The 14802-nt window shown below is 63.5% G+C and carries 17 protein-coding genes; 6 read left to right on the plus strand and 11 right to left on the minus strand.

From position 1 onward, the window contains the following. Window positions 1–4 precede the first annotated feature (4 nt). The gene (locus tag NKJ00_RS06830; protein ID WP_352611773.1) at window positions 5–1252 is read right to left on the minus strand and encodes an MFS transporter; all 1248 of its coding nucleotides are present in this window, start codon (window positions 1250–1252) and stop codon (window positions 5–7) included. 90 nt (window positions 1253–1342) lie between these two features. Then, window positions 1343–1537, minus strand: coding sequence for a DUF1192 domain-containing protein (locus NKJ00_RS06835; protein ID WP_352554508.1), 195 nt, complete (start codon window positions 1535–1537; stop codon window positions 1343–1345). Window positions 1538–1660: 123 nt separating this feature from the next. Here NKJ00_RS06835 and NKJ00_RS06840 point away from each other — a divergent pair, with 123 nt between their 5' ends. From NKJ00_RS06840 to NKJ00_RS06855, 4 genes are all read left to right on the plus strand, one after another. Then, window positions 1661–2671: an NAD(P)H-quinone oxidoreductase gene (locus tag NKJ00_RS06840; protein ID WP_032909131.1), complete on the plus strand. Its 1011-nt coding sequence runs from the start codon at window positions 1661–1663 to the stop codon at window positions 2669–2671. 193 nt (window positions 2672–2864) lie between these two features. Beyond that, window positions 2865–3005, plus strand: coding sequence for a DUF1127 domain-containing protein (locus NKJ00_RS06845; protein ID WP_013529236.1), 141 nt, complete (start codon window positions 2865–2867; stop codon window positions 3003–3005). A gap of 277 nt (window positions 3006–3282) precedes the next feature. Beyond that, window positions 3283–3930, plus strand: a complete 648-nt coding sequence (locus NKJ00_RS06850) for a hypothetical protein (RefSeq protein WP_023810956.1) — start codon at window positions 3283–3285, stop codon at window positions 3928–3930. Window positions 3931–4237: 307 nt separating this feature from the next. Beyond that, on the plus strand, window positions 4238–4933 hold the full coding sequence (locus NKJ00_RS06855; RefSeq protein WP_023810957.1) for a DUF1013 domain-containing protein: 696 nt from the start codon (window positions 4238–4240) through the stop codon (window positions 4931–4933). A 59-nt stretch (window positions 4934–4992) separates the two neighbouring features. Here the strand turns inward: NKJ00_RS06855 and NKJ00_RS06860 are convergent, their stop codons facing one another. From NKJ00_RS06860 to NKJ00_RS06875, 4 genes are all read right to left on the minus strand, one after another. Then, window positions 4993–5712, minus strand: coding sequence for a helix-turn-helix transcriptional regulator (locus NKJ00_RS06860; protein WP_013529238.1), 720 nt, complete (start codon window positions 5710–5712; stop codon window positions 4993–4995). Window positions 5713–5837: 125 nt separating this feature from the next. Next, window positions 5838–6245 carry a hypothetical protein gene (locus NKJ00_RS06865; protein WP_023810958.1) on the minus strand — a complete coding sequence of 136 codons (408 nt, stop codon included), beginning with the start codon at window positions 6243–6245 and terminating at the stop codon, window positions 5838–5840. A gap of 72 nt (window positions 6246–6317) precedes the next feature. Then, window positions 6318–6908: a DJ-1/PfpI family protein gene (locus NKJ00_RS06870; RefSeq protein WP_023810959.1), complete on the minus strand. Its 591-nt coding sequence runs from the start codon at window positions 6906–6908 to the stop codon at window positions 6318–6320. Between the two features lie 88 nt (window positions 6909–6996). Further along, the gene (locus NKJ00_RS06875) at window positions 6997–7164 is read right to left on the minus strand and encodes a hypothetical protein (RefSeq protein ID WP_023810960.1); all 168 of its coding nucleotides are present in this window, start codon (window positions 7162–7164) and stop codon (window positions 6997–6999) included. A gap of 313 nt (window positions 7165–7477) precedes the next feature. Here NKJ00_RS06875 and NKJ00_RS06880 point away from each other — a divergent pair, with 313 nt between their 5' ends. Next, window positions 7478–8425: a ring-cleaving dioxygenase gene (locus NKJ00_RS06880; RefSeq protein WP_352442021.1), complete on the plus strand. Its 948-nt coding sequence runs from the start codon at window positions 7478–7480 to the stop codon at window positions 8423–8425. A gap of 116 nt (window positions 8426–8541) precedes the next feature. Then, complete coding sequence (locus tag NKJ00_RS06885) at window positions 8542–8703, plus strand: hypothetical protein (RefSeq protein ID WP_023810961.1); 162 nt, start codon at window positions 8542–8544, stop codon at window positions 8701–8703. Here NKJ00_RS06885 and NKJ00_RS06890 read toward each other — a convergent pair. The 5 genes from NKJ00_RS06890 to NKJ00_RS06910 form a co-directional block, all read right to left on the minus strand. Beyond that, window positions 8671–9438, minus strand: a complete 768-nt coding sequence (locus NKJ00_RS06890; RefSeq protein ID WP_352611774.1) for an SGNH/GDSL hydrolase family protein — start codon at window positions 9436–9438, stop codon at window positions 8671–8673. The two genes, NKJ00_RS06885 and NKJ00_RS06890, sit on opposite strands and share 33 nt — an antisense overlap. A 62-nt stretch (window positions 9439–9500) precedes the next feature. After that, a complete protein-coding gene (locus NKJ00_RS06895) occupies window positions 9501–10244 on the minus strand; it encodes a DUF899 domain-containing protein (protein WP_023810963.1) in 744 nt (247 codons plus the stop codon). A gap of 165 nt (window positions 10245–10409) precedes the next feature. Continuing rightward, window positions 10410–11435, minus strand: coding sequence for a class I fructose-bisphosphate aldolase (locus NKJ00_RS06900; RefSeq protein WP_023810964.1), 1026 nt, complete (start codon window positions 11433–11435; stop codon window positions 10410–10412). A 134-nt stretch (window positions 11436–11569) separates the two neighbouring features. After that, window positions 11570–12766: a phosphoglycerate kinase gene (locus NKJ00_RS06905; RefSeq protein ID WP_352611775.1), complete on the minus strand. Its 1197-nt coding sequence runs from the start codon at window positions 12764–12766 to the stop codon at window positions 11570–11572. 146 nt (window positions 12767–12912) lie between these two features. Next, window positions 12913–14802, minus strand: a complete 1890-nt coding sequence (locus NKJ00_RS06910; RefSeq protein WP_352611776.1) for a potassium/proton antiporter — start codon at window positions 14800–14802, stop codon at window positions 12913–12915.

The raw sequence follows: 14802 nt of genomic DNA on the forward strand, positions 1-14802 counted from the left end.
AATCTCAACCGTCTGCTTCTGCTTTTCTTCTGGGATCAAGCCGCAATGCTTCCGGCGTCACCGAACGGTCGGCCGGCTGCGTCTTGAAGGCGTCACGATCCCCGATCGGCACCGGCGCGCGGCGGCTGATGCGCAGCAGCGTGTAGCCCGCCAGGCAAAGATGCGCGAAGGCGGTCGCCAGGAACAGGCCTTCCGGGCGCATCCAGCCCATCAGGGCGGCGGCGAGCAAGGGTCCAATCATCGTGCCGAAGCCGTAGAGCAGCAGCAGTCCGCCCGACACCTTGACGAAATCCTCCGAGCGCGCGTGGTCGTTGGCATGCGCCACGGCGATCGAATAGAGCGTGTAGGCGAAGGCGCCATAGGCTGCGGTGAAGACGATGACGAAGATGCCGGAGCGTGGCTCGAACAGGAAGATCATGAGCGCGAACAAGGCCGCGCCGAAAGCAGCGCCCGCCAGCACGAAACGCCGGTCGGTCTTGTCGGACATGCGCCCGGCGGGAAGCTGCATGGCGGCACCGGCAACGACCACAAGGCTCATCATCAGGGCGATCTCGGCCGTGGAGATGCCGATACGGGCGCCGTAGACCGCGCCAAGCGTGCCCCAGGCCCCGTTGGCGATGCCGATCAACACGCAGGCGACCGCCGAAACCGGCGAATTGGCATAAAGGCCTTTGACGTCGAGCGAGACATCCTGCAGCGGCTTGGGGTGGGAGGCGGTCGAGACCGCGGTCGGAATGAGCGACAGGCAAAACAGGATGCCGGTGATCATGAACAGCGACGCCGATTTCACGTCGCCGCCGGCGACGATCATCTGCCCGCCCATGATCGAGGCATAGGTGACCATCATGTAGAGGCCGAAGACGGTGCCGCGATTCTCGTTGGTGGCCTTCTCGTTCAGCCAGCTTTCGATGACCATGAAGGCGCCGGCCATGGTGAAGCCGGTGAAGGCGCGCAGCAGGATCCAAACATATTCGTCGATGATCAGGCCGGTGAGCAGCGCCACGATGGCGCCCGACGCGGCAAAGGCGCCGAAGGCGCGCACGTGGCCCGCGCGGCGCACGATGCGCGGCGCAAAGAAGCAGCCGGTGACGAAGCCGCCGGCCCAGGCCGTGCCCATCAGGCCGAGCGATGCGGTCGAGAAGCCTTCCAGCTGACCGCGCAGGGGCAGCAGCAGCCCGTGCAATCCAGACGCCGCCAGCAGGAAGGCGGTGCCGCGAAGCAGCGAGAGGATCGGACGGTAGGTTGCGAACATTGTTTGATCCGGCTCGAGTTTGGCGGGGACGCTGGGTCTGAAGACAGTCGCATTCGGGCTTTTCGGCGGCGGGCTTTAGCGCCCGCGCACCTATCCGCGACGGAACAGCGCCTCGGCGGCGGATTTGGTGTTGTCCTTGGCCTTGAGCTCGGCCTCCAGCCTGGCGATCTCGGCGCGCAGGATGCCGATCCGCTCGGTCAAGTCGCTGACGGAAAGCAGTGACAGGTCCTGCCCGATCTCGTGCGGGCGCGCCTTCTTCTTGGGTTCGTCGTCGAAGATCGCCATCGTCGCTCCTCCTCCGCCAAGACCAGATTGGCCATTTGCCTGATTTGGCAATCAGCATACATAGGGCAGGGGCGTCGATGCAAACAGCCGGTCGGATAACGGCGAGGAAAGACGGGAAATCTCATGGCGAGCGGACAGAAAATTCCGGCAAGGATGACGGCCATCGCGATCTCGGAGCCGGGTGGCCCTCGGGTGCTGAAGCCGGAAACACGCGACGTGCCGCAGCCCGGGCCCGGCGAGATCCTGATCAAGGTGCATGCGGCCGGCGTCAACCGGCCCGACGTCCAGCAGCGCAAAGGCGCCTATCCGCCACCACCCGGCGCATCCGACCTGCCGGGCCTCGAGGCGTCGGGTGAAGTGGCGGCCCTTGGCGACGACATATCACGCTGGCGCATTGGCGACCGCGTCTGTGCACTGACGCCCGGCGGCGGCTATGCCGAATATGTCAAGGTCCATGCCGGGAGCGTGCTGCCGTTGCCCGCCGGCTTCACCCATACCGAAGCCGCGGCAGTGCCGGAGAATTACTTCACCGTCTGGCACAATGTGTTCGAGCGTGGCGCCCTCAAGAAAGGCGAGACGCTGCTCGTCCATGGCGGCTCGTCCGGCATCGGCACAACAGCAATCCAGCTTGCCTCGGCCTTTGGCGCCTATGTCATCACCACCGCGGGCAGCAAGGAGAAATGCGACGCCTGCCTGAAGCTCGGCGCAGACCGGGCGATCAACTATCGCGAGGAGGATTTCGTCGCCGCAGTCAAGGAGGCGACGGGGGGCAAGGGCGCCAATGTCATCCTCGACATGGTCGGCGGCGACTATGTGGGGCGCAACTACGAGGCTGCTGCGGTTGAGGGCCGGATCGTCCAGATCGCCGTGCAGGCCGGTGCTGTCGCAAGCGCGGATTTTTCGAAGATCATGGTCAAGCGGCTTACCCACACCGGGTCGACCCTGAGGCCACGCACCGTCGAGTTCAAGGCGGCGATCGCGGCGGCGCTGGAAGCGCAGGTGTGGCCGTTGCTCGGCACGCGCAAGGTTGCTCCTGTCATGGACATGATCTTCCCGCTCAGCGAAGCATGGCGGGCGCATGAGCGGATGGAAGACGGCGAACATATCGGCAAGATCGTGCTCGACGTCGGCTAGGCCGTATCGATACTCGGCCGGCCTGCAGGCCGGCCGAGCGAGGTCCGCGCCCGTGGCTGCCTACAAGATGAACAGAAGCTTAATGCTGCAATGCAGCATTTGCATCATTGCTATGCAAAATCAGCCATTCAAGTCCTCATCGATGACGCCTATTTGAGCACCATCGAAACGAACATCATTTTGGAGGACTACCATGAACCCGATCCGCGCTTTCCGTAACTGGCGTATGTACACCGAGACCGTCCGCGAACTGAACCGTCTCAACGCACGTCAACTCAGCGATCTCGGCATCAACCGCGCCGACATCGAAAAGATCGCCCGCAGGGCCATCTGACTTCGAGCATGGTTCGCTGTAGGGTGGCTCACCGTTTCACGGAAACGATGAACCGCTCTAGCTCCTGCCGATGCGACTCCGGACGGAAAACCGTTTCACGCTTTTCCCGGAATTGCTCTAAGGAGCGGACCTTGCCGTAGAAGCAAGAGCCGGAGCTGACGGTTTTGCCGTCGCCGGTTCCGAGCCCGCTGGACCCCGTCCGGCGGGTTTTGTCTTTTTGGGGCCATCAACCGCATGCGCTCGACAGCAATCTGAGGTTGACCTTCAACGGCCGCCCTTGCGCAAGGGAGGCCGCCAGCCGCGCCTCTGCGGGGTCGATCGAGAAACCTACTTCGACAAGTGGTTCAACTACAATGGACGGTGGACGCTCACCCAACTCTACGATCATGCCGTGACCGATCCGGTACCGCTCTCAATGGATTTCGTCAGTGCCAACAATCTGGACCCATACGATTCTGATGGCCTGCGCGCCACGAGCGAGACCGGCATCTGGTTCACCTATGTGCCGGACATGGACGGCTACGTAACGGTTTTCTGGCTATCGGACCGCGTAACCTATCGCCTGTTCAGACAATACCATCCGCGCGATGCGGACGGCTGGGCGAATGGTTGGCTCTCGGTGGAAGGGGTTGTCGGCATCTGGACGAACAATTCATTCGCAGGTCGCGACTACGTCGAAATTTCGAGCAGCAACGGCAATGCGCACGACACGCTACAAGCGAGCGGGGTCCTTTTCATTCACAACAGTACATACCCCGTCCAGGCAGGAAAACCGGTCCATGTGCTGATCGGAACGCGGTCGAAAATCTTTAGTGTTTGCGACGGAACGGGCATCAACTTGGGGGCCGGCGTTGTCGCGCGAATTGATCACCCCATTTCCATCTTCACGCGAGCGGGGCTGGAGCCATATTCGCCGTTCTACTGAACCTGGATGACAACTGGGCCGCTACCGTTTCGAGGCATTCGACCTCGGGTAAGGTGGAGCTGTCGGGCCGATACCGACAGGCCGGAAAGCCGACGCGCGATTTTTTGCGCCATCCGTCGAACAAGGGACGGCCGCGCTCCGGGCGATCTGACGGTCTTGGGAGCGCGCAGCGCACGCGGTGCGGTCTTGGCTCCAAAAACGTTGCGAAACGACCCGAGAGCGGTTATACAGACCGCGAATTTCCCATTTTGGTGGCTCTAAACCACCGCCCGCGCGGGAACGCGGGCGAACGAGAAGGATTTGTAAAATGGCCAATACGCTGCTGATGCCCAAGGCGACCGCTGTCTGGCTGGTCGACAATACCGCACTTTCCTTCGAGCAGATCGCGCAGTTCTGCGGGCTGCACCCGCTCGAGGTCAAGGCAATCGCCGACGGTGAATCGGCGCAAGGCATCAAGGGCATGGACCCGATCATGACCGGACAGCTGACCCGCGACGAGATCGCCCGTGCCGAGAAGGACCCGAACCAGCGCCTGAAGCTTTCGGACCCCAAGGTCCGGGTGCCCGAATCCAAGCGCAAGGGGCCGCGCTACACGCCGCTGTCGAAGCGCCAGGACCGGCCGAACGCGATTCTGTGGCTGGTGCGCAACCATCCCGAGCTCAAGGACGCGCAGATCTCGCGCCTCGTCGGCACCACCAAGTCGACGATCGAACAGATCCGTGAGCGCAAGCACTGGAATTCGGCCAATCTGCAGCCGATGGATCCTGTCACGTTGGGCCTCGCCTCGCAGATCGACCTCGACATGGAAGTCAATCGCGCCTCGCGCGGCCGCGAACAGGCGCAGCCGGTCGGCGACACGCTGCTGCCGGCGGCCTTGACCGAGCGGCTGGTGCCGGCTCCCGAGAAGCCCAAGGACGAGGATGCCGAACTCGACGCCAACGCCGTGTTCGCCAAGCTTTCGGCCTTGAAGTCGAAGAACACGGACAATGACGACGACGAGTGAGGTTGTCTGACATTCTAATAAAAGCCCGCTTCGAGCGGGCTTTTTATTGGGTCAACAACTCAGCTGCGCGCCGCGCGATCCGGCGCCATGCCATAATCTTCGCTGCGCTCCACCGCGCGGTAGAAGTCGGCAAGCTGCTTGCCGCGCTCGGGCTTGAAGATGCGGCCAGCGATGACCACGGAGGCGATGCGATCGATGCGGAAGGCGCGAAAATCGTCGCGCATCTCGCACCAGGCGACCAGCGTCCACACCTTGCCCCAAAACCACAGGCCGAGCGGGCGGATATCGCGGGCGGTGCCGCGGCCGGCCTCGTCGGAATAGTCGATGGTCAGCACCTGCCGTTTTTCGACCGCGCGCTCGATCAGGTCAATCGCCTCGCGAGCAGCGTCGCTGACCACCCACATCGGTGTGTGGATCTCAGTGCGGGCGATGCGGTCTTTCTCGGCATCGGGCAATACGGCGCCGATCTTGACCAGCGCCTCGTCGGCGGCCCTCGCCATGGCGGCACCGCCAAAGGCGCGCACCATGCGGGCGCCGGCGACCAGCGCGACGATCTCGTCACGCGTGAACATCAGCGGCGGAAGGTCGAAACCCTCCCTCATCATATAGCCAACGCCGGCCTCGCCGTCGATCGGCACTCCGGTCGACTGCAAATCGGCAATGTCGCGATAGATGGTTCGCTCGGAAACTTCGAGCCACGTGCCGAGCTTCTGGGCAGTGACCAGTCGGCCACCGCGCAGATGCTGCACGATCTGGAAGAGCCTGTCGGCGCGGCGCATCGTATGGTCCCTCGGCGTTGTCTCTATGCATGTCGCCCGAAACCGGTCCACCTCTGGGTGGCATGCATCGTGTTTTCGCGCATGCCGCTATCCCAAAACCGCAGAACACTTTTGGGCGGCATGTATCATGGCTTCAGCCCTTCGCGCTTGCGCTGCGCGGCGACGAACTCCGCGCCGAAGGACAGTTTCTTCGTCGTCGGTGTTTTCGCATCGAGCACGCGCCAGAATGGTGCCACGCCACTCAGCGTCATACCGCGCTGGAGGTCCTCGTTGGCGGCTTCGGCAACAGTGCGCAGATGATAGCCTATGGTGACCGGGCATGTCACTTCGGCGCCATGCTCTATGGCAAGTGCTGTACGCAGCGCACGCATATCCATCTCGACGCCTTCGGGAATCGAGCGGATGAAATCATCGACCTGGCGCGCCGTCGGCACCAGCATAGGCTGGCCTTCGACGACATCGGCCATCGTGCGCGGCGTCGGCCTCACGCCGTTGATGCCTGGTGTGCTCAGTCTGTCGTTCCAACTCTTCATCGATCGTCCTTTAACGCCAATGCGCAGTGTCCGAAGCTGGCACCATTGCACGCCCCTCCTGACAGCATACTGTCAGGAGGCTTCAGCGTACTCCTTGGCGAACAGCGTCCGCATCTGTGCGAGATCGCTGCCTCTTTCGGGGTAGAGCGCCTTCAGAAAGGCGAGTGCGAAGGTGCCTGGTGCCGAGCCCGGTGCGGAAACGATGTTGCCGTCGGCTACGGCATGCGGCACATCCTCGTAGTTCTCGGCACCGGCATAACCGGCTTCATGACCCTTGATCCACTCGCGGCCATTGCTGGTATGCCTGGCCTTCTCGAAAAGGCCGGCTCGGGCCAGCGCCAGCGTGCCGGCGCAGATGCCGCCGACCACGCCGCCGCGCGATGCAATGGCGGCAAGCAGGTCGCCTACATCAGGCGGTGCCTTGCCCGTCCACCGGTCGGAACCAATGACGGCAATGGCATAGAGATCGGCATTCTCGCCGGCGCCTGTTGCGCGATCGGGGATCAGCCGAAAGCCGCTAATGCCCGTCACCTGCTTGCCATCAGGCGTCAGCGACACGGCACGGGCGCCGAACCATTCGACCGCCGAGGCCGCCAGCAGCCCATACTCCCAGTCAGCGAAGCCTTCGATGAAAAGGAAACCGATTGTCTTTTGTTCGGGCATAAGCGCGCTCCGCGTGTCGACCTGTTACCCTGCTTGTTATCTGGGCGTTGACGCGCCCACATCCAATCGCCGGGTCGAAAAATTGGCTTCAATTGCCGCGAGAGCCACGGTCGGCGTACATGTCGGGCCAGCCGATATCCTTGCGAATGTCCGCCGGCAGCGAGTTCATGAACCGCTGGGTGCGGATCTCGTTGCGCATCGTCCGGATCTTGCCGACATAGTGCTGCATGCCGCGCAGAATGGTGTAACCGTTCATGGCTAAGTCTCCTCTCTCTGTGTAGAGGCACTATCGCATACCCCTCCTGACAGCAGTCTGTCAGGAGGATGTCAGGGCGCGAGACAATAGTTGCGGCCGGTGCGCGCGCCGCAGGCAAGGCATCGCTTCTCGCCGCATCGAGCGGTGCCTCAAGGCAGGTTTGCGACGTCCGATTGTTCATGGCGACGACGTTGTTTTCGGCGCCGCTGTTCAGCGTCCGGCGACGGACTGTCGGAATACGAGGCCTTCAGCGAGGTGACCGCAGGTCTGATATGAAGGGAGAAAATTCTTCCCCAACAGCAGGGAGACGACGATGAGCTTGCAACTGACAGGTATCCACCATCTGACCGCCATCACCGCCAATGCGCCTGGCAATCTTCATTTCTACACCAAGGTGCTGGGTCTGCGGCTGGTCAAGAAGACCGTAAACCAGGACGACACCTCGGCCTACCACCTCTTCTATGCCGACGGCGAAGCGACGCCGGGCACCGACCTTACCTTCTTCGACTGGCCGGTCGGCCGCGAGCGGCGCGGCACGCACAGCATCGTGCGGACCAGCCTCAGGGTCGGCAGCCGGGAGAGCCTTGCCTGGTGGAAGCAACACTTGACCGATGAAGGCCTGGCAACAGGAGAGGTCGCCGACATCGGCGGTTATGCGTCGTTGGACTTCGAAGATCCCGAGGGCCAGCGTCTGCGCCTGGTCCGCGATGGCGGCAAGGGCGGCAGCCATCCCTGGGCGCAAAGCCCGGTACCGGTCGAGCACCAGATACGCGGGCTCGGGCCGATCGTCATCAGCGTTCCCGACATCACCAACACCGAAGCGGTGGTGACCAAAGTGATGAACATGCGCAAGGCGCGCGACTATGTCTCGCCGGAGGGGCAGGTTCACGTCTTCGAAATGGGAGAGGGCGGGCCGGCGGCGGAGTTGCATGTCCTGGTGCAGCCGGGACTGGCGCCGGCGCGGCAAGGCGCGGGTGCGGTTCACCATGTCGCCTTCAGGGCGCCGGACCAGGAGACGCTGCATCAATGGACGGCGCGGCTGGCCGAGTTCCGGCTGCCGTCGAGCGGCGAGGTCGAGCGCTATTATTTCCGTTCGCTCTACTTCCGCGAGCCGAATGGCATCCTGTTCGAGATCGCAACCGACGGGCCGGGGTTCACCGCCGACGAGCCGCTGGAAACACTGGGGGAAAGCCTCGCCTTGCCGCCATTCCTCGAACCGAAGCGGGCTTCGATCGAGGCTGGCCTCAAGCCGCTGAAGTAGATCGTTTCCCAGTCGCAGACGGGCGCCGCGTTCCGACCTAGGATCGCGGCGTCGTTCTTTCTCAGGCAATGAACGACGTGCTTTGACAGCCGGGCGCGTTGCTGGTCAAAGGCGGCATGACGAAATTCCTCGCCCTTGTCATCGTCGGTTTCATGGTCATTCAACTGATCAAGCCGCTCGGCTGGCCAGGCCTCAAGCGACGCGGCGATTTCTGGAAGCTGGCACTGCTCGCCATGGCCGCGATTTCACTGGCGGCCGTGCTCGGGCATTTGACGTAGGACGGCACTTGTCGTCGGTGCCCAATTGCCAAGCACCGGGCCAACCAGATGCTCGGCCCAAGCCCGGTAGCCTGCTTCCGAGGCGTGAAAGCCGTCCGAGGCAAAGCCGGCTTCCGGATTGGTGATCGGCAGGCGCGGCGCCGGCACCGCGCCGCGCTCCAGGCAAAGGCGTTCGCCCATCCGGTTCATGTCGGTGGCGCGAATCTCAAGAATTTTTCCGAGCAGCGGCGGCATGGCCGGCGCCCGCGTGAACTCCAGCACCGGCGACCACACCACGCGTGCTTCCGGCCACTTGGCACGCATCGCGTAGAGCAGGCCGCCGAACTCCTTCTTGAAGCGCGGCACGGAGTGAAAATTCTTGGTGTCGTTGGTGCCGATGGCCAGCACGATATGCGTCCATGGATCGGCCGACAGATTGGGCAGGACATGGTCACGGATCTGGCCAGACGTTGCCGAATTGAAGCCGGCAGCGCGCCAGCGCACGGCGCGGCCTGTACTCTGTGAAATCAGCACGGCGAGTTGCGCGGCCAGCCCATCTTCCGAATTACCGATGCCGACCGAAGCGGCGGAGGAATCGCCCAGCACCAGAAGCGAGATTGGCGGTGCTGTGCCTGATATTTCGTGCATGACCGGCCCTTGCGCCGGCAGCATGCGCGTGGTGCGGCGTCGCACGCCGAGGCCTTGCCAGATATAGACCGGGAAGGCGAGCCAGGTGAGTAGGGCCGTGAAGCGCATAGCAGTACCGTTAAACGATCAGCGGCAGCCTTAGCGCATGTTTTGGTCGACGGGAACGCTCTTCAATCGCAGCAACTCGCCTGCCCCGCTTGCTTGCCCTGATGATATTCATCGTGCAGCCGCACCCAATCCATCAGTCCGTGATAGGGGCCGTTCTCGTTGCGGCCCTTCGGCGTCATGTCGAGATAGTCGTAGGCGCCGATCTGCGCCTCGCCGCCGCGGGCGCGCGACATGAAGGTGAGCAAGATGTCGCCGGTCTCGTCCCGGTAGAAAACGCTGGTGCCGGGAAGCTCCTTCGATGTCCGTGGACGGGTCTCGAAATTGTAGGTGGTGTCGCCGGCGGCGATCTGCTTGTCGGTGAAGGAGACCTGCATGTCGAAGTTGAAATCCGAGGCATAGGACGACACCCAGTCGAACTTCCAGCCCATGCGCTGCTTGTAAGGCAGAAGTTCCGCCAGTGGGGCGCGCGAAACCACGACCAGCGACACGTCGTGATGCCGCAGATGCTGATTGGCGCCGTCGATATGGTCGGCAAGGAATGAGCAGCCCTCGCAATGATTGACGCAGCCCGGCCCGAACATGAAGTGATAGACGATCAGCTGGCTGTTGCCGGCAAGCAGGTCGGCCAGTCTCTTCGGCCCTTGCCCGGTCTCGAAGACATCGTCCTTCCGGATCTTCAGCCAGGGCAATTCACGCCGCTCAGCCGCGATCCGCTCGCGGAGCCGCGTCAGTTCCTTCTCGCGCGCCAGATGCGCCTTGTGCGCCTGGAACCGGTCTTCGCGCGAAACGACCTTGTTGCGATGCATGAACCTCTCCCTGAAGTGTCATTCCAAGGACGTTCGGGATGAGCACAACCCGACATCGCCCGAGAGGAAATAAGGACGGAGAGGCTCCGCCCCAAGCCCGGCAAGTCACAAACAAAAAACCCGGGCGCATCGGCCCGGGTTCGAAGGAGGAAGAAAGGACTGTGGTCAGGCGGCCTGTTCCAGGCTCGCCTTCCATTTTCCGAGCGCTGCCAGATGGTTCATGTGGGCGCGATGGGTGAAGGCAGCCTGACCGGCGGCGACGTTCGAGGCCTTGCCGCTCCAGGCTTTCTGTGGCGCGGCCTGCAGCGCGCGACCATAGGAGAAGGTCAGCTTCCACGGGTGCGGCCCGATGGCGTTGATGGCGTTGAGGTTGGCGGTCGCTTCCTCGTCCTCCTGGCCGCCGGACAGGAAGGCGATGCCCGGCACGGCTGCCGGTACGGTTTCGCGGAACAGCTTTATAGTCTTTTCCGCGACTTCTTCAGGGCCACTCACCTTGCCTGATTTCCTGCCGGCCAGCACCATGTTCGGTTTCAGGATAGTACCTTCCAGCACGACGCGCGCCGCGTAGAGTTCGCTATAGAGCTTGAGCAAAATCACCTTGCTGATCTCGTAGCATGTGTCGATGTCGTGGGCGCCATCCATCAGCACCTCCGGTTCGACGATCGGCACGATGCCGGCTTCCTGGCAAAGAGCGGCATAGCGGGCGAGCGCATGGGCGTTGGAGCCGATCGAGGTCCCCGAAGGCACGCCTTTGGCGACATCGATGTCGATCACCGCGCGCCATTTGGCGAAGCGGGCGCCGAGCTTGTAGTAGTCGGCAAGGCGCTCGCGCAGGCCATCGAGGCCTTCGGTGATGGTGTCGCCGGGAAACCTGGCCAGCGGCTTGGCGCCTGCATCGACCTTGATGCCGGGGATGGCGCCGGCCGCCTTGATGATGTCGACCAGCGGCGTGCCGTCGGCGGCCTTCTGGCGGATCGTCTCGTCATAGAGGATGACGCCGGAGATGTAGCGGGTCATTGCCTCCCTGGTGCGGAACATCATCTCGCGGTAATCGCGGCGGCTGTCGGCTGTCGATTCGACGCCAATGACGTCGAAGCGCTTCTTGATGGTGCCCGAACTTTCGTCGGCGGCCAGCAGGCCCTTGCCATCGGCGACGATCGCAGCGGCAATGTCTTCGAGACGTTCGCTCATTGTGGCTTCTCCTGAAACGGTTGTTCCGCGCTTAACGGAAGTCTACCGCCAAAGGAATGGCATCGGAAAGCTCGAATCGATTGAAAGCCTCGGGCGGCCTTGTTCGCTCTCCGAGTGTTGATCGCCTCGGAGCCTCAGCGCTTCAAGACGTCGACGCCGGGCAGCGGCTTGCCTTCCATCCATTCCAGGAAAGCGCCGCCGGCGGTCGAGACATAGGTGAAGTCGTCGGCGACGCCGGCATGGTTGAGCGCCGCCACCGTATCGCCACCGCCGGCGACCGAGACCAGCTTGCCGGCCTTGGTGCGCGACGCCGCGTGCTTGGCAGCTGCCACCGTCGCATGATCGAAGGGCGCGATCTCGAAGGCGCCGAGCGGGCCGTTCCAGACCAGTGTCGCGGCGCGGTCGATCCATTCGCCGATGGCCGTCACGGTTTTGGCGCCGACATCGAGGATCATGCCGTCGGCCGGCACATCCGATATAGCGACGGTCCCGCAGGCCGCGCCCGCCTTGAACTCCCTGGCGACGACGCCGTCGACCGGCAGGATGATGGCGCAGCCGGCCTCGGCCGCCTCGATCATGATCTGCTTGGCGGTCGCGGCGAGATCATGCTCGCACAGCGATTTGCCGACATTGGTGCCACGCGCGGCAAGAAAGGTGTTGGCCATCCCGCCACCGATGACGAGGGCATCAACCTTCTTCACCAGGTTCATCAACAGATCGATCTTGGTCGAGACCTTGGCGCCGCCGACAATGGCGACGACCGGACGAACCGGTTTTCCCAAGCCCTTCTCCAGCGCCTCAAGCTCGGCTTGCATGGTGCGGCCGGCAAAAGCCGGCAACAGATGCGCCAGCCCCTCGGTCGACGAATGGGCGCGGTGCGCGGCGGAAAAGGCGTCGTTGACGAAGATGTCGCCATTGGCGGCAAGCTTTTCGGTGAAGGCCGGATCGTTCTTTTCCTCGGCCTTGTAGAAGCGGGTGTTTTCAAGCAGCAGCACATCGCCCTTGTTCATGGCGGCGACGGCGCTTCCGGCCGTGTCGCCGACGCAATCCGAGGCGAAACCGACGGGACGGCCGAGCACGTCGGCTGTCGCCCTGGCGATAGGCTCCAGCGAGAATTCGGGCGAGGGGCCATCCTTGGGCCGGCCGAAATGGGCGAGCAGGATGACCTTGGCGCCCTTGGCCGATAGCTCGGCGATAGTCGGTGCGATGCGTTCGATGCGGGTGGCATCGGTGACCTTGCCGTCGGCGACAGGCACGTTGAGGTCGACGCGCACCAGCACGCGCTTGCCGCTGATGTTGCCGATATCGTCGAGTGTCTTGAAGGCGGCCATGCGGGTTCCTTTCGCGAAAAACCGGGGGACCATACCCCGCATCGGTGACGATGCAAGGCTTAGGGCGCGCTCGAACCGAAATTTTGAAGTGGGTACGATCTTGCGCCGGCGGGGCGGATGAATGGCAGCGCTCAATAGCGGTTTTGTCAGCTTTCGGTTGCTGCCTTTTCAGGCGCTGGCTCCGGGGCCGGCTTTTCGTCCGCCCGCGCCTCGGTCTCCTGCGTCTCGGTCGGCTTGCGCCAGTTGCGGATGAAGGCGGAAAGACGGTCGCCGATTTCGCCGGCGCTGAGGAAGACCGGCACCCGCGCCACCGGCGCGGTCGGCTCGAAAGACAGACCGAGGCCTATGATCTTGCCCTTGTCGTCGACGTCGCGGACGATCAGTTCTATCGGGCCGAGCAGGACGCGGTCGGCATATTCGGCATGGCCGCCGAGCCGCGCCGTGACCAGCGCGCCAACGGTGAGCTTTTGCTCCGCTTCGGTCAGGCCTGGCGTATAGGCCGCTTCCAGTTCAGCGGCGGAGCGCGCGGGGTCGACCGCGAAGGCACCGAAGAAATCGGCATCCTGGGGATCGACCACGGCACGGCTGGCGAACAGCTTGTCGAGCAGGCGCGGATAGCGGTCCGGCACGAAAATATAGACCTGGTCGCCGGCGGCGAGCCGGCCCATGTCCTGGAAGCGCATCGAGCGGCCGTCGCGCAGCACCAGCGAGGGCCGTGCCCAGCGCGGGATGCGCTCGCCGCGCGCCACCGGGCTGCCGTGTGCGACGCGATAGGCGAGAAGCTCGTGATGGGCCGAGCCCGGCAGTTCCAGCTCGACCTTGTCCAGCGGTCCGAGCCGTGCCGGTACGATCAGGCCGAGGCGGCGCGCCAGCGGTCCGACCGTCCAGCCCTGGATGACCAGCGACACGAGCACGATGATGAAGGCGGTGTTGAAGATGACACGGCCGTTTTCCAGGCCGCCGAGCAGCGGGGTGATGGCGAGCAGGATCGACACCGCGCCGCGCAGGCCGACCCACGAGATGAAGGCGACTTCGGGGCGCGGCAGACGGAACGGGATCAGGCAGAGCCAGACGGCGACTGGCCGCGCCACGAACATCAGGAACAGGCCGAGCAGCACCGCCGGCACCATGATCGCCGGAAACTGCGACGGCGTCGCGAACAGGCCGAGGATGAGGAACATGATGATCTGCGCCAGCCACGACATGCCGTCCTGGAAACGCTTGAGGATGGTGACGGCTCGGATGTCGGAATTGCCGGCGATAAGGCCGGCAATATACACCGCCAGGAAGCCTGAGCCGCCAATGGCGCCGGCTGCTGCAAACACCATCAGCGACAAGGTCAGCACGAAGATCGGCAGCAGGCCGTGGTCGAGATTGAGTCGGTCGACGAGGCGCACGATGGCGAGACCGCCCAGCACGCCTACGATTGCACCGAGGCCCATATTGAGGAGGAAGCCGAGGAACAGGCTGGTGACCAGAACATTGGTCTCGGGGTTGGCGTGGGCGGCGATGATCTCTACCAGCGTGATGGTCAGGAAGATGGCGATCGGGTCGTTGGTGCCGGATTCCACCTCCAGCGTCGAGCGCACGCGTTCGCGCAGATTGATCTCGCCGGCTCGCAACAGGAAGAACACGGCCGCCGCATCTGTGGAGGCGACGGCAGCCCCGAGCAGGAAGGATTCCAGCCAGGTGAGATCGAGCAGATAATGGGCGGCGACGCCGAACAGGCCGGTGGTGACAAGCACGCCGAAGGTCGCCAGCGACAAAGCCGGGCCTGCAGCCTGCCGCAAGGCGTTGAGCGGCGTGCCGAAACCGGAATCGAACAGGATGACGGCCAGCGCCAGTGAGCCGGCAAAATAAGCGATGCGGGCGTTGTCGAACTGGATACCGAGTCCGTCGGTGCCGGTGGCGAGGCCAATGCAGAGAAACAGGAGCAGAAGAGGGGCGCCGAAGCGGAAGGCGATCAGGCTCGAAAACGCGGCGGCGACGACAAGCGCTGTGCCGACCAGCGTGACGAGATAGATCGCATGCTCCAT

The organism is Mesorhizobium sp. M0227 (assembly GCF_040321855.1).
Lineage (GTDB): Bacteria > Pseudomonadota > Alphaproteobacteria > Rhizobiales > Rhizobiaceae > Mesorhizobium.

Coding starts and splice junctions, on each gene's coding strand:
- NKJ00_RS06830 (WP_352611773.1), bottom strand. CDS start 1,252: ATGTTCGCAACCTACCGTCCGATCCTCTCGCTGCTTCGCGGCACCGCC.
- NKJ00_RS06835 (WP_352554508.1), bottom strand. CDS start 1,537: ATGGCGATCTTCGACGACGAACCCAAGAAGAAGGCGCGCCCGCACGAG.
- NKJ00_RS06840 (WP_032909131.1), top strand. CDS start 1,661: ATGGCGAGCGGACAGAAAATTCCGGCAAGGATGACGGCCATCGCGATC.
- NKJ00_RS06845 (WP_013529236.1), top strand. CDS start 2,865: ATGAACCCGATCCGCGCTTTCCGTAACTGGCGTATGTACACCGAGACC.
- NKJ00_RS06855 (WP_023810957.1), top strand. CDS start 4,238: ATGGCCAATACGCTGCTGATGCCCAAGGCGACCGCTGTCTGGCTGGTC.
- NKJ00_RS06860 (WP_013529238.1), bottom strand. CDS start 5,712: ATGCGCCGCGCCGACAGGCTCTTCCAGATCGTGCAGCATCTGCGCGGT.
- NKJ00_RS06865 (WP_023810958.1), bottom strand. CDS start 6,245: ATGAAGAGTTGGAACGACAGACTGAGCACACCAGGCATCAACGGCGTG.
- NKJ00_RS06870 (WP_023810959.1), bottom strand. CDS start 6,908: ATGCCCGAACAAAAGACAATCGGTTTCCTTTTCATCGAAGGCTTCGCT.
- NKJ00_RS06875 (WP_023810960.1), bottom strand. CDS start 7,164: ATGAACGGTTACACCATTCTGCGCGGCATGCAGCACTATGTCGGCAAG.
- NKJ00_RS06880 (WP_352442021.1), top strand. CDS start 7,478: ATGAGCTTGCAACTGACAGGTATCCACCATCTGACCGCCATCACCGCC.
- NKJ00_RS06885 (WP_023810961.1), top strand. CDS start 8,542: ATGACGAAATTCCTCGCCCTTGTCATCGTCGGTTTCATGGTCATTCAA.
- NKJ00_RS06890 (WP_352611774.1), bottom strand. CDS start 9,438: ATGCGCTTCACGGCCCTACTCACCTGGCTCGCCTTCCCGGTCTATATC.
- NKJ00_RS06895 (WP_023810963.1), bottom strand. CDS start 10,244: ATGCATCGCAACAAGGTCGTTTCGCGCGAAGACCGGTTCCAGGCGCAC.
- NKJ00_RS06900 (WP_023810964.1), bottom strand. CDS start 11,435: ATGAGCGAACGTCTCGAAGACATTGCCGCTGCGATCGTCGCCGATGGC.
- NKJ00_RS06905 (WP_352611775.1), bottom strand. CDS start 12,766: ATGGCCGCCTTCAAGACACTCGACGATATCGGCAACATCAGCGGCAAG.
- NKJ00_RS06910 (WP_352611776.1), bottom strand. CDS start 14,802: ATGGAGCATGCGATCTATCTCGTCACGCTGGTCGGCACAGCGCTTGTC.